Source organism: Mycobacterium sp. DL592, from assembly GCF_011694515.1.
In the GTDB taxonomy this organism is placed as follows: domain Bacteria; phylum Actinomycetota; class Actinomycetes; order Mycobacteriales; family Mycobacteriaceae; genus Mycobacterium.
In genome coordinates this window covers 1,069,585-1,082,658 of record NZ_CP050192.1, presented here as the reverse complement: position 1 = coordinate 1,082,658, position 13,074 = coordinate 1,069,585, and the positions used below count along the sequence as shown (strand labels likewise).

Here is a 13,074-nt window from a genome sequence, read left to right as displayed (position 1 = left end):
TCACCCCGTGACCGGCAGGTGTAGCTCGGCGGCGACGTAGGAGCGGGCGATGTGCTTGAGCTCCGCGGGGGCCACTGCGCGCACCACCATCTGGGCGCCGAGTCCGTCGATCATCGTCAGTAGCCGTCGTGCGGCCACGTCGGCGTCGGCGACGTGGAACTCCCCGCTGTCGTTGCCCGCACCGACCACTTCGGCGATGCACGCCAGCCACTGATCGGTCAGTGCGTCCGCCTCGGCCGCCAGCGCCGGGTTGGTGCGGCCCAGGCTCCACGCCTCCAGCCACAGTGCGCTGGCGTCCATGCTGGACTCGTCGAGGGTGTAGTCCATCAGCGCGTTGATGCCTGCGGTGGCGGTGGGCTCGGCGGCCAGCAGCGTGCGGGCGTTGTCGAGGTCCTCGGTGGCGGCGGCCCGGAACGCGGCGGTGATCAGCTGCTCGGCCGAGGAGAAGTAGTGGCTGACCAGACCCGGCGTGACGCCCAGGTCGGTGGCGACTTTGCGCAGCGTGACCGCGCCGAGGCCGTCGGTGCGGCTGATCAGGACCGCTTGGCCCAGCAGCTCGTCGTGGCGTTCGGCCGGCATCTTGCGTTTGGCGTCTCGCATCGCCTTCGCGACCACTGTCGTCCTTCCCCTTGACGGATCACCGTTCTTATTGAACACTACCTCAATACTATTGATGTACCCATCAACAAGGAGTGTCCGATGGCCGCTACCACCACCGATCGTCTCGGCGCCATCGAGGCCGCCGGCGTCGAGTACCTGCCGGAGGAGGAGCGAGACTCCAGCCCGCGCAACCTGTCGGCGGTGTTCCTCGGCGCCAACCTGACGTGGACCAACGTCGTCTTCGGGGCGTTCGCGATCTTGTTCGGCCTGAGCTTCTGGCAGACGCTGGCCTCGATGGCGCTGGGTACCGCGGTCGGCACCCTCGCCGTGCTGCCGACCGCCGTCATCGGCCCGCGCACCGGCACCAACATGACGGTCTCCAGCGGCGCGTTCTTCGGCATCCGGGGCCGGTTCATCGGATCCGGACTGGCCCTGGCGATCGCGCTGGCGTTCGCGGCGGTGACGGTGTGGACCAGTGGTGACGCCCTCGTGGCGGCGGCTCACCGGATCTTCGGCCTACCCGAGACCGACGTGGTGCGCGGGATCGGGTACGCGATCGTCGCCGCCCTGATGGTCACCGTCGCGCTCTACGGTCACGCCACCATCGTGGCGATGCAGAAGATCGTGGTGCCGGTCGTGGGTGCGCTGTTGATCGCCGGCGTGTTCGCCTTCGCCGACGGGTTCACCCCCACCGCGACCGCGGGCGAATACGCACTGGGCAGCTTCTGGCCGACGTGGACGCTGTGCGCGGTGCTGTTCGCCGCGGCGCCGATCTCGTACGGCCCCACCATCGGCGACTACACCCGACGCATCTCGGCGGTGCGGTTCAGCGACCGGCAGATCTGCCTGGCACTGGGCGCAGGCATGTTCATCGGGGTGCTGCTGCCGAGCATGTTCGGCGCCTACACAGCGATGAGCTTCGCCAACCCCACCAACTCCTACCTCGACGACCTGGTGACCGCGGCCCCGGCCTGGTACGTGCTGCCCATCGTGGTGATCTCACTGCTGGGTGGGCTGAGCCAGGGTGTGCTGTGCATCTACGCCAGCGGGCTGGACCTGGAAGGCATTGCGCCGCAACTGAAGCGCACCCAGACCACGATCATCACCGCCGCGATCGCGATCGTCCTGCTCTACGTCGGGGTGTTTGTGTTCGACGCGGTCGGCTCGGTCACCGCCATGACGGTCGTGCTCAACGCGGTGATCACGCCGTGGGTGGCGGTGCTGGCCGTCGGCGCGCTGCGGATGCGCGGCATCGGCTACGACCCGGTGGATCTGCAGGCCTTCGCCCACGGTCGCCGCGGCGGCCGGTACTGGTTCACCGGCGGCTGGAACATCCCGGCGGTGGCGGCATGGGCGGCCGGCTCGCTGTTCGGCTTCCTGGCGGTCAACACCACGCTGTACGTCGGCCCGCTGGCCGACATCGCCGGCGGCGTGGACCTGAGCACCGTCGGGTCCGCGGTGCTGGCGGTGGTGGTCTACGTGGCGGCCGGCTGGGCCCTAGGTGACCGGCGTGAGCAGTCGCCGGTGGACCAGCCACTCGTCGAGGTTGCGTAACGCCAAGCGCGCCATCGCGGTTCGGGCCCGGGCGGTGTTGCTGCCGACGTGCGGCAGCAGCACCACGTTGTCCAACTCGAACAGTGCCGCGGGAACCTGCGGCTCGTGGGCGAAGACGTCCAGCCCGGCACCGGCCAGTCCCCCGTTGGCCAGCAGCTGCACGAGAGCGTCCTCGTCGACGACGCTGCCGCGGGCGATGTTGATCAGAAAGCCCTGCGGCCCAAGCGCTTCCAGAACAGCGCGGTCAACGAGGCGGGTGGTGTCCGGGCCGCCCGCGGTGGCCACCACGAGCACGTCGACGGAACCAGCCAGCTCGACCGCCGAGGCCGCGTAGCGGAACGGACTGCCGGGTACCTCGCGCCTATTGTGATAGGCGATGGCACAGTCGAATCCGGCCAGCCGGGTGGCGATCGCCGAGCCGATGCGGCCCAGCCCGAGGATTCCGACCCGGCTGCCGCTGAGGTCGCGGGTGTAGCGGTACGGACCGCGGGCCGGCCAGTTTCCGGCGCGCACGTAGCGGTCGGCGGCCGACAGTCCGCGCATCGTGTCGAGCATCAGGCCGACCGCGACGTCGGCGACAGTGTCGGTCAGGACGTCGGGGGTGTTGCTCACCGCGATCCCGCGGGCGCCGGCGGCCTCGAGATCGATGGCGTCGACACCGGCGCCGAAGTTCACGATCGCCTGCAGGTTCGGCAGCGACGCGATGAGGTCGGCGTCGACCCCGGGGCGCCCGCAGGACAGGATCACGGTGACGGCCTGCGGGTCGTGTGCAGGCGGCTGCGCCAGCGGGTCCCGCTGCGACAGTTCGGCGGCCAGCGACGGTTCGGGCTTACCCACCAGAAGAACGGTCATGCCCCCAGTCTGCTACGGGCGACGGTCAGTCGCTGCCGCGGACCAGCGCCGCCAGCTCCTCGCGGTCGGTGACGTTGAGCTTGCTGAACATTCGGTAGACATGGCCCTCGACGGTCCGGGTGGACACCACCAGCCGCTGGGCGATATCGCGGTTGGTCAGCCCGCGCGCGACCAGGCTGGCGATCTCCCTTTCGCGCGCACTAAGCGGAAGCGGCTGAGCGGTGACGCGCAGGGCAGGCGTCTTGAGACCGCCGCCGACTTTGGCCAGCCGGTCCGCGGTGGCGGCGGCCTCCAGGGATTGCCGCCGCTTGCCCGCTGCGTCGAACATTCGCGAGGCCTGCGCGGCGGCATCGGCGGCCGACAGCAGCGCGCCGTTGCGCTCGAAGTCGTGTGCGGCCGAATACACCTGTGCGGCATCGTTGTTCAGCAGTCCGGCGGCGTGTGCGGCGTCCGCGGCGGCCAGCGGGCCGCCGATGAGCTCGGCGACGTCGATCAGCCGCCGCAGACAGGCGCGGTCGCCGAACCGGGCCGCGGCATGCAGCGCCAGCAACTCGACGGTCCGCTGGCCGGTCTTCGCGGCGACGTCGGCAGCCCGCACCGCCTTCTCGACCGCGCCGGTGAGATGACCCTCGGCGGCCGACAGCCACGCTTCGACGATGAGAACCGTCGGGTCGAACATCGTTCCGCCGCTGCGGACGTGTGCGCGAAGCTCGGCGACCAACGGCACCGCGTCGGCGTCTCTACCCAGCCCGCAATAGCACTGGGCCAGCAGCAGCCGGGCGGGAATGTTCCACGACGCCGCCGTCTCGTCGCTGAGCGCGGCCAGCGTCTCCTCCAGCCGCGACGCCGCCACACCCAGCTCGCCGCGGCCAAACTCGACGGTGGCGGCCAGCACGTTGGCCATCGCCCGGCCCCGGAACTGACCCGATGAGGTGATCCGCACGATGTCGCCGGAGCGGTCCTGCGCGGCCGCGAAGCTGCCACCAAGCGTCAGCGCCCGCACCTCGGCGAGCGCGAGCAGGAAACGCAGCAGCCCGTCGATCTTGTCGGCGATCTGATGTCCGCGCGCGGCCAGCCGCTCGGCGTCGCCGCGACGGCCGGCCAGCCCCGCGGCCATGGTGCCGCCGAACACCGCCCAGCCGATCGCGATCGGCGGTGCGGCCGGGTCGGCGAGCACCCGCTCGGCCCGCTCGGCGGCCTCGTCGAGCCGGCTGTCGAGTACCGCCAGCGCCGCGGCCAGGCCGTCGACCACCAGCCGTGCCGCAGGGTGGGTGACCCGCTGCTGCAACATGGCCAGGATCTCACCGGCGGCCGCGGCGTCACCGATCGACCACTGCAGGGTGGCGACGCGGGCGATGCCCCAGCGGGTCAACTCGAACTCGGTCAAGGTGTCCGGGTCGAACGATCCCAGAATGGCCTCGGACTCGTTCGCTTTCCCTTGCCACAGCAGCGATCTGGCGAGCAGCTCACTGGCCAGCAGACCGCCGCCGCGGCTCACCGCGGCACGGGCCAGACGCTCGGCGACCGTCACGTTGGTCAGCGCGATGGCATCCTCGGCGGCGCGCATCAGCGCGGTGAGATCGATGGGCGCATCGGCATCTAGTGCCAGCTCGGCACGCCGGATGCGTTCGGCAGGGGTGCGCGGCGGGTGGTTCTGCATCGCCGCCAGCAACTCCGACTGCAGGCGCCGGCTCGCCACCCGCCCCAGTCCGGTGCGGATGACCTCGCCGATCAGGGCGTGGGTGAAGAACACCTCGACGGGGCCGGTGCTGTCGTCGATGCGGATCAGTCCGCGGCGCTCGACGCGTTCCAGAGTGTCGCTGTCGGCGAGCTCCGAGAGCACCTCCAGCGGCAGCGGTTCGGCGAACGCCAACAGGTGCAGGGCGCGCTTCTCGTCGGGCGGCAGCCGGTCGAGCCGGCTGCTCAGCAGCGGGCCCAGCGTGGAACCGACCGCGGCCTGCCCGCGTAACTGCCAGACACCGTTGACCGATCGCAGGGTGTCGGCCTCCAGGGCGCCCTCCACGAAATGGCGCACGAACAAGGCGTTGCCGCCGGAGGCCTGCCAGATCAGGTCGGCGGAAAGGCGTTCCAGGCGGCCGCCGAGCGCGGCCTCGATGAGGGCCACCGCCTGGGCCCGGGTGAACGGGGTGACGTCGAGGCGGCTGAGGTAGCCGTCCTTCCACAGCGCCGTGATGGTCTCCGGGACGGGCTCACCGACGCGCGCGGTGGCCAGGATCCGCACCGCCCCCTCCACCGCCAGCTGGTGCAGCAGGGTCGCCGACAGGTGGTCGACGAGGTGGACGTCGTCCACTCCGATCACGGCGATCTTGCGACGCCGGACCGCTTCGAAAGCGTTGGCCAGCAAGGCAACCGGGTCTTTCGGCATCGGTGGTGTCAGCAAGTGGGCGAACGCCCCCAACGGGACCTCGCGGGCCGACTCGGCGCCTGCCACCCAATGGGTTTCGGCGCGCAGGGTCTGGGTTACGCCACGGGCCAGGGTGGTCTTGCCCACCCCGGCGTCGCCGAGCAACAGGACACCACAGCCCTGCCCCCGTCCGGCCAATGCGGTCTGGATCTGGGCGACTTCGCTCTCTCGTCCGAGAAACGGCCAGTTCAGCACACCCACAACGGAAGTCTATGCAGCCGACCGCTTCACCGTCTGTCGAATCACGCTACCGCGAGGCGACGCGGGCCAGCACCGGAGCGGCGGCGACGGCGGTGAACGGAACCGTCACCGGGAAGTCGTCGGTGAGCGAGACGATTTCGCAGCGACTGATGATCGTCGCCAGTGCCAGAGTCGCCTCCAGCTTGGCGAAGTGGTCGCCGATGCACGAGCGTGGTCCGGCGCCGAACGGCAAGTACTGCCAGCGGTCGAGCTGCTTCATCCGTTCGGGCGTGAACCGGTCGGGGTCGAACACCAACGGGTCGGGCCACAGCGCAGGGTCACGGTGCACGGCCCAGACGCCGAAGCCGAGCATCGTGCCCGCCGTGACGCGGTAGCCGTCGACCTCGATGTCGCGCATGGCAGTCCGCCCCAGCGCCGCGCCGGGCGGGCACAGCCGCAACGCCTCGTGGAGCACCTGCACCGTGTAGGTGAGGTGCCCGGCGTCCTCCGGTGCCGGACGGTCGTGGCCCAGCGCGTCGACTTCGGCGCGCACCCGGTCCTGAAGGTCACGGTGCCGGCCCAGCTGCCACAACGAGTAGGTCAGTGCGGTCGAGGTGGTGTCGTGTCCGGCGAGCATGAACAGGATCAGCTCCTGGCAGATCGCGTCGTCGGACAGCGGCAGGCCGGTCTGGCGGTCGACCGTGTCCATCAGCGCCCTGATCAGCGGGGCATCGCGGCCTGGGTCGCGCCGGCAGGCGGTGAGAATCTCCATCGCGAGGTCGTGCAGGGTCCTGGCCGCCTTGCGGGCCCGGCGGCGGGCGGGGGTCGGCAGCCACGCCGGTGCGCTGACCGGGCGCATGCCGCGGTCGGTGATGTAGGTGGTGGCCGTGCCCAACGAGTCCGCGATCACCTGGCTGCGCTGGTCGAGGTCGATACCGAGCACCGAGCGGCCCAGTGCACGCAGCGTCAGCAGTCGGCATTGGCGGTCGAGGTCGATGATGTCGCTGCCGACCCACGAATCGCAGATCGCCTGTGCCGCCTGCGCCATGTGGCCGCCGAAGACGCGGACGTGCTGTTTGGTGAAGATGTGCTGCAGGCTGCGTCTGCGCGGCAGCCAATCGTCGTGCATGAAGCTGAACAGGTTACCGCCCAACAGGTTACGGAACTCCTCGTGAACCCTGTTCTTGTCCACGAAGTCGTCGGTGCGGCCCAGCACGTCGCGTCCGCCCTGCGGTGAGGTCACCACGACCATGGGCGGAATCAACCACGCGGGCCCCAGTGTCAGCCGCGTCACCGGGCCGCCCGCGTCGCGCAGTTTCTCGAACCCGGTGTGGAACGTGCGCAGGGCACGCAGCTTCTCCGGCCATGGCAACGGGTTCGCCGGCGCCAACGGCAGACTCTGCACATCCACGACGTCTCGGGTGGCGACCATCAGCGACTCCCTCCGCTTGCCGGTGCCGACCCCTCTCGGCACCGTGCTTCAAGGGTCGGTTCGTCGGGCGGATCGCTCTAGAGTGGTCCACTACTTCATTTCGCTCAGGCCAGCATCGGCACCGCGGTGTGGCGGTCATCGGTGAGGATCTCGAACATCGCCCGCCGCGACGCCGTCAGCTCGGTGTCCACGCCGCTGCCGGACAATGTGATCCGGCAGTCCGCCAGCGCCGAGTTGTAGCAGTACTTGCCGGTGTTGTCGGTGTCGGTGTAGCGCAGCCCGATCACGTCGGTGCCTCTCGCGGTGATCTCGCCGCGCATCTCGATGCCGTCGGCGCGACCCCCGAACGTCCAACGGAACGGCCCGTAGCTGCCGTGGGTGTGGCGGGCATCCAGCACGGAGCGCACCGCGATCTCCCGTCCCTCATGCCGCAGCACGAACAGGGTGGCCGCGGGCAGCCGCAACGGCCCGAGCGCAGCGTGCGCGGTGACGATCTCCAGGCTCGAGGCCGGGTGCCCGTCGAACCCGCACACCTGGCCGAAGGCGTAGGCCGGGGTGTGCTTGCGGCCCCAGTTGTGGTTGACGCTGCCGGTCCAGTTCGTCAGCGCCACCGGCTCGCCAAGGGTGACTGTGCCGTCGAAGTGCGCCAGCGGGTGGCGCACCTGGGTCTTGGCGGTCGGGAACTTCGCCCGATAGGACCGGTCGGATAGCAGCTTGACCGCCGGCTCCTCCCCCGGCGTGATCGCCAGGTCCCACTGCGCGCCGTCGAGCGTCCCGACGGCCCGCCGGTCGTCGATCGCGGTGTCGGCGATGTGCGCCGACCACGGCTCGCTGCGGTAGTCGGCGGCGGTGATCGGGTGCGGCTGCTTGAGCGCGCGGTTACCGGCGCCGTCGGGGTCGAAGACCATCACCCACACGTCGGCCACCGGCTCGCCCGGCCGCGGATAGAGCAGCGTCCAGCGCAGCCACACCGCCTGCGCCCGCTCGGGATGGTTGGCGCGGATGAACCTGCTCTCGTAGTACGGGGGCATCATGTGTTCAGGATTGCCGACGGGAGGGCTACGCAGAGGTGGGTTGGACGATCGCGGTGTCGGTTCTGGCCGTGCTGGCACTCGCCGAGGCGGTGGCGCTGGCCGTGCTGTGGTCGCGTCTGCAGCGCAGCAGGCAGGAGACCGAGGAGCTGCGTTCGCGGTTGGACACCCGCAACCTGCTGTGGACGGGCGGGCGCGAGGCGGTCAAGACGGTATGGCAGACCGCCAATCTGGTGCGCACCCAGGGTTTCGGCGGCGCGGTGCGCAGCTCGATCGAGGACCTCGCCGACTGGGCCGATGTGGAGCGTCCCGACCTGGCCCGGCTGGCGCCGGACGGCAATGTCGTCATCATGTTCTCCGACATCGAGGAGTCCACCGCGCTCAACGAACGCATCGGGGACCGGTCGTTCGTCAAGGTCATCGAGGCCCACGACCGGCAGGTTCGGCGGCTGGTCAAGACCAACGACGGACATGTGGTCAAGAGCCAGGGCGACGGATTCATGGTGGCCTTCGCCGACCCGGCGGCCGCCGTGCGCTGTGGCGTGGCGATGCAGCAGGCCCTGGCGCGCGATGCCAAGAAGCTGCGGCACAACAGTATTCGCGTGCGCATCGGCATCCACATGGGCAAGTCGGTGCGCCGCGGCGACGACCTGTTCGGCCGCAACGTGGCGATGGCTGCGCGGGTGGCGAGCCAGGCCGACGGCGGTGAAGTTCTGGTCAGCGAGCCGGTACGGCAGGCGGTGGCCGACCGGGACTTCGACGGGGGCCGCGACGCCGAGCTGAAGGGATTCGCCGGTACCCACCGGCTCTACGCGGTGCTGAACTAGTCGCGCTGGTCGGCCTGCTGGGCGGCTTCGGCGTCGGCCAGACGCTGGTGCAGGCGGCTGCGGATCTGGTCGGGTGTGTAGGCCTTGCGGCGGCGTTGATCCCGCGCGACCAGAACACCGCCGGCCACCACGCCGGCCGCACCGGCCAGCCCGATCCACTTCCAGATGCTGCGCATGCCGACCACACTAAGCTGCGCTGGTGACCGTGCACACCGTGTCGCTGACACAGGCGCTCAACGAGACCCGTACCGGGGATGTCTGGCTGTTTCGCGGCGGGTCCGGCCCGGACCGGGCGATCCAGACGCTGACCAACGCCCCGATCAACCATGTCGGCATGACGGTGGCGATCGACGACCTGCCGCCGCTGATGTGGCATGCCGAACTCGGCCAGAAGCTGACCGACATGTGGACCGGGACCAACCATCGCGGCGTGCAGCTCAACGACGCCCGGGAAGCCGTCGAGCAGTGGCTGTTCCATTACGGCCAGCGCTGCTGGCTGCGCCAGCTGCACCCGCACGCCAGCCCCGAACAGGAAGACCGGCTGCTCAAGGTGATCGCCAGGATGGACGGCACGCCGTTCCCGTCGACCGCCCGGCTGACCGGCCGCTGGATTCGCGGCCAGCTCCCCACGGTCAGCGACTGGACGCGGGGTATCCCGTTCCTGCACAAGAAGGTTCGCGAATCCGCCGAGCGGCGCAAGACCGCCAAGCGTGAGAGCGGCCTGGAAACCGCCTACTGCGCGGAGACCGTCGCCATCACCTACGAGGAGATGGGGCTGATCCGCACCGAGAAGAACGAGAACTGGTTCGACCCCGGCCGGTTCTGGAGCGGTGACACGCTGCCGCTGATCGAGGGCTCCCGCCTGGGCGACGAGATCGAGGTCATGCCCGGCTGACTACTGGGCCCACACGGCGAGCAGCTTGCCGTGCGGGTCGCGCAGCAGGATCGCGGTGATGGTCTTGCCGCCGGGGACGTCATAGGCGACGTGGCCGTCGGTCTTCTGGCCCGCGGGCAGCTGCCCATCGGTGATGCCCGGCCGGACCGCGCCTACGGCGGGGGCGATCGTCGACCCGTCGGCGGCCTTGGCGACGAAGTAGAACCCGTTGTAGGTGGTCGTGCTGGTCTGCGCGGCGATGGTGACGTCGACGGCGTACATCGTGCCCTTGGCCGGGATGATCTGCGCGTCGGGCGGAACCTGGCGAAGGTTGGCGACGGTGTACTGCGCGGTGGCGCCTTCGGAGCTGACGGTCTGGGTGGTGCCGAAGGGCACCGCCTGCTGCACGGGCGTGGCGCTCGGGGTGTCGACGACAGTGGCTGCCGGACTCTCGCTGGTGGTCTTCGGTTGGGCGCATCCGGCGCTGAGGACAACTACTGCCATGACCGCGATCGCACCCCGCATGCACGGATCGTAGCCACACAACACACCCCTGCGGGAGGGAGAGCCCGCAGGGGCGTGTGTTTCTTTCATGGGAGAGGCAGGAATCGTCTAGGCATTCACGAGCTCGCCCGCCGGCCGGTACACGGTGATGAGCTGCTCGATCGGGGCGATCCAGGTGCTGGAGATGTCCGGGCCGCGGTAGGTGTCCAGGGCGGCCTGCTGAGTGATGATCGTGTTCGGCTTCATGTGATTCAGATTCGCCGATGCCGGGCGGTTGCGGTGTCCACCGGGTGGCCGGGATGGCGGTTGAATCCGTTGTCCCCCGATCGGTGGACGCGACGTGCGGGGCGGCTACGCTGGTCGTCCGCGACCATCGGCAAATGGGATTGGGGGCAGCATGACCGACGCCGAGTTTCCGACTCCAGCCAACGAGCAGCAACGCCTGAGCGTCCTGAAGGAATACGAGATCCTCGACACTCTTCCCGAGCAGGCGTACAACGATTTCGCCACGCTGGCATCGCTGATCTGCGGCACGCCCATCGCAATGATCTCGCTGATCGATGAAGACCGGCAGTGGTTCAAGGCCAATGTCGGACTCGACAAGGAAGAGACACCACGCTCCCTGGCTTTCTGCAGCCACGCGATCATGACCCCTGACCAGACGATGGTCGTCGAAGACGCGACTCAAGACGAGCGGTTCGCTGCCAACCCGCTAGTTACCGGGGATCCACACATCCGGTTCTATGCCGGCGCACCTCTGCAGACCCCGACTGGTGAAGCACTCGGCACCTTGTGCGTAATCGACCGCGAGCCGCGACAACTCACCGACACACAACAGCAGGCGCTGGAAATCCTCTCCCGCGAAGTCATGGTTCAACTCGAACTGCGCCGCAGCATCGCGACCCTGGAGGAGACCATCCTGAACCAGGAGACCTATGTGGAGTTGATGCACGAGTATCAGCGGGACATGGAGAAGGTCAGGGTCAACCTCGAAACGCAGTCGGTGACCGACGTGCTCACCGGGATCAAGAACCGTCGTTGCTTCGACCTCAAGCTGGAAGAGGAATGCCAACGGGCGCTATCTCGCCGGACCTCGCTGGCTTTGCTCATGATCGACATCGACCGCTTCAAGGATCTCAACGACCAGTTCGGCCACCCGGCCGGAGACGAGACCCTACGCGCCGTCGCACAGCTGCTGCAAGCTGAACTGCGCAGCAATGACCAACTGTTCCGCTACGGCGGGGAGGAGTTCGCCGTCATCCTTCCGGAGACCACGATGAGAGGCGCTTTCGTTCTGGGGGAACGCTTTCGGAGGATCGTGCAGCGCGCCCCGTGGAAGAACCGCGCGGTCACAATCAGCATCGGCGCTGCCACGCTGGGAGAAGGCATCGCCACCCCGACAGAACTCATCAGGGCCGGCGACCGTGCGCTCTACCACGCCAAACAGAACGGGCGAAATCGAGTCAGCACCCTCACGGACGCCGACGGCTAGGGACCGCTCAGCGACAGCCCGGCGTAGATCTCGTTGAGCGCAGTGGGCAGCAGCGCGTTGGCTGTCGTCCTGCCGTCAAGGGACAACGTCAGGTTCGTCCAGATCACGAGTGTCACATCGCGGTCCGGGTCGTAGCCCATGAACGAATTGAAGCCCGGCATCTCACCGCCGTGGTAGTACATGGCGGCATTCGGGCCGAACCGCTGATAGGAGATCCCGTAGCCGTACTTCTGCCCGTCGGGGGCGTTGGGGTCCTCCGGCTGCAGACTGTCCAGCCACTGCCGGTGGTGGTCGGCATCGAAAACCTGGCCTGCGACAATGGCTTTGATCCAGGTGGCCAGATCCTCGGCGGTGGAGATCGCCCCGCCCGCCGCGGCGGCATACGACGAGTTCTGGTGGGTGTAGTCGACAGGTTGCAGCGCCCCTGCCCTCGCGGCGGCCTGCATCTGCGGCGGGTAGGGCACGTCGGCGAGGGCATACATGCTGCCGCCGTACATGTAGCCGTGGGAGTAGGGCGTGGGCAGCGCGGTGTTGTCCCTGGCGGGAAGCGACGTGTGGGCAAGGCCGAAGGGCGTGAACAGCCGCGACTGCAGCTGCTCGGCGAGCGGTGCCGCGCCGACCTTTTCGGCGATCAGACCCAGCAGTGCGTAGTTGGTGTTGCTGTAGTCGTAGGCGGTGCCCGGGGCGAACTTCGGCGGGTGCCGGAATGCGATGGCGAGCGCGTCCTGCGGGTTCCACGCCTTGGCCGGCTCGGCGTCCATCACATCGGCTAATGCGGGGTCTTCGGTGTAGCCGTAGAGTCCGCTGCGCATGGTGAGCAGCTGCGCGATGGTGATGTCTTGTCCGCCAGGCACGTTCGGCACATACGCCGATACCGGGTCGGTGAGATTGAGCTTGCCGTCTTGGGCCAGCAGGATGATCAGCGCGGCGGTCATGGTCTTGGTGTTGGAGGCGATGCGGAAGTGGGTGGCCGCCGTCGGAGGTGTCTGGGCGCCGAGTTCGGTGGTGCCGGTTGCGGCGGCGACGGTGCCCTGCGGGGTGCGCAGCAGCACCATCGCGCCGGGCACCAGGAGTTTCTTTGCCGCCGACTCGATGGCGGCTTGAAATGCCTGTGCGTTCAACGGTTTCAGCACGGCGGGCGGTGCCGGCGTGGGCGAGCAGCCGGCGATGAACGCGACGGCGAGCAGCGCGACCCACGCCCGTCCTCTGCGCGGCTCCTGACTCGATCGCATGGTGACAGCGTCGCACGACGAGCACCCGGATGGGGCCCTAAGGCCCTCCGTCGCTGCAGCTCTTTCCCGGG

Annotated in this window: 13 protein-coding genes; 4 read left to right on the top strand and 9 right to left on the bottom strand. The window is 68.9% G+C overall.

The features are described from left to right. Nucleotides 1-657, bottom strand: a complete 657-nt coding sequence (locus tag HBE64_RS05305) for a TetR/AcrR family transcriptional regulator (RefSeq protein WP_167098661.1) — start codon at nt 655-657, stop codon at nt 1-3. A 42-nt stretch (nt 658-699) separates the two neighbouring features. Here HBE64_RS05305 and HBE64_RS05300 point away from each other — a divergent pair, with 42 nt between their 5' ends. Next, the gene (locus HBE64_RS05300; RefSeq protein WP_167098658.1) at nt 700-2,154 is read left to right on the top strand and encodes a cytosine permease; all 1,455 of its coding nucleotides are present in this window, start codon (nt 700-702) and stop codon (nt 2,152-2,154) included. Here the strand turns inward: HBE64_RS05300 and HBE64_RS05295 are convergent. The 4 genes from HBE64_RS05295 to HBE64_RS05280 form a co-directional block, all read right to left on the bottom strand. Continuing rightward, entirely contained in the window at nt 2,098-3,006 is a 909-nt protein-coding gene (locus HBE64_RS05295) for a 2-hydroxyacid dehydrogenase (RefSeq protein ID WP_167098656.1), read from the bottom strand. The two genes, HBE64_RS05300 and HBE64_RS05295, sit on opposite strands and share 57 nt — an antisense overlap. Before the next feature lie 25 nt (nt 3,007-3,031). Further along, entirely contained in the window at nt 3,032-5,632 is a 2,601-nt protein-coding gene (locus HBE64_RS05290; RefSeq protein WP_243841505.1) for a LuxR family transcriptional regulator, read from the bottom strand. Nucleotides 5,633-5,678: 46 nt separating this feature from the next. Further along, a complete protein-coding gene (locus HBE64_RS05285) occupies nt 5,679-7,043 on the bottom strand; it encodes a cytochrome P450 (protein ID WP_167098653.1) in 1,365 nt (454 codons plus the stop codon). 104 nt (nt 7,044-7,147) lie between these two features. Next, nucleotides 7,148-8,077, bottom strand: coding sequence for a hypothetical protein (locus tag HBE64_RS05280; protein ID WP_167098650.1), 930 nt, complete (start codon nt 8,075-8,077; stop codon nt 7,148-7,150). 35 nt (nt 8,078-8,112) lie between these two features. Between HBE64_RS05280 and HBE64_RS05275 the strand changes: the two genes are divergently transcribed. After that, nucleotides 8,113-8,901: an adenylate/guanylate cyclase domain-containing protein gene (locus HBE64_RS05275; RefSeq protein WP_167098647.1), complete on the top strand. Its 789-nt coding sequence runs from the start codon at nt 8,113-8,115 to the stop codon at nt 8,899-8,901. Here HBE64_RS05275 and HBE64_RS05270 read toward each other — a convergent pair. Further along, on the bottom strand, nt 8,898-9,077 hold the full coding sequence (locus HBE64_RS05270; protein WP_167098644.1) for a hypothetical protein: 180 nt from the start codon (nt 9,075-9,077) through the stop codon (nt 8,898-8,900). The genes HBE64_RS05275 and HBE64_RS05270 overlap by 4 nt on opposite strands. Before the next feature lie 23 nt (nt 9,078-9,100). Between HBE64_RS05270 and HBE64_RS05265 the strand changes: the two genes are divergently transcribed. Continuing rightward, nucleotides 9,101-9,796, top strand: a complete 696-nt coding sequence (locus HBE64_RS05265; RefSeq protein WP_167098641.1) for a guanylate cyclase — start codon at nt 9,101-9,103, stop codon at nt 9,794-9,796. On the opposite strand, the gene HBE64_RS05260 is transcribed toward HBE64_RS05265, so the two are convergent. Continuing rightward, the gene (locus tag HBE64_RS05260) at nt 9,797-10,300 is read right to left on the bottom strand and encodes a DUF1942 domain-containing protein (protein ID WP_167098638.1); all 504 of its coding nucleotides are present in this window, start codon (nt 10,298-10,300) and stop codon (nt 9,797-9,799) included. Nucleotides 10,301-10,387: 87 nt separating this feature from the next. After that, nucleotides 10,388-10,525: a hypothetical protein gene (locus HBE64_RS05255; RefSeq protein WP_167098635.1), complete on the bottom strand. Its 138-nt coding sequence runs from the start codon at nt 10,523-10,525 to the stop codon at nt 10,388-10,390. Nucleotides 10,526-10,676: 151 nt separating this feature from the next. Between HBE64_RS05255 and HBE64_RS05250 the strand changes: the two genes are divergently transcribed. Then, entirely contained in the window at nt 10,677-11,771 is a 1,095-nt protein-coding gene (locus HBE64_RS05250) for a diguanylate cyclase (RefSeq protein WP_167098632.1), read from the top strand. Here the strand turns inward: HBE64_RS05250 and HBE64_RS05245 are convergent. Next, nucleotides 11,768-13,003: a serine hydrolase gene (locus HBE64_RS05245; RefSeq protein ID WP_167098629.1), complete on the bottom strand. Its 1,236-nt coding sequence runs from the start codon at nt 13,001-13,003 to the stop codon at nt 11,768-11,770. The two genes, HBE64_RS05250 and HBE64_RS05245, sit on opposite strands and share 4 nt — an antisense overlap. Nucleotides 13,004-13,074: the final 71 nt, after the last annotated feature.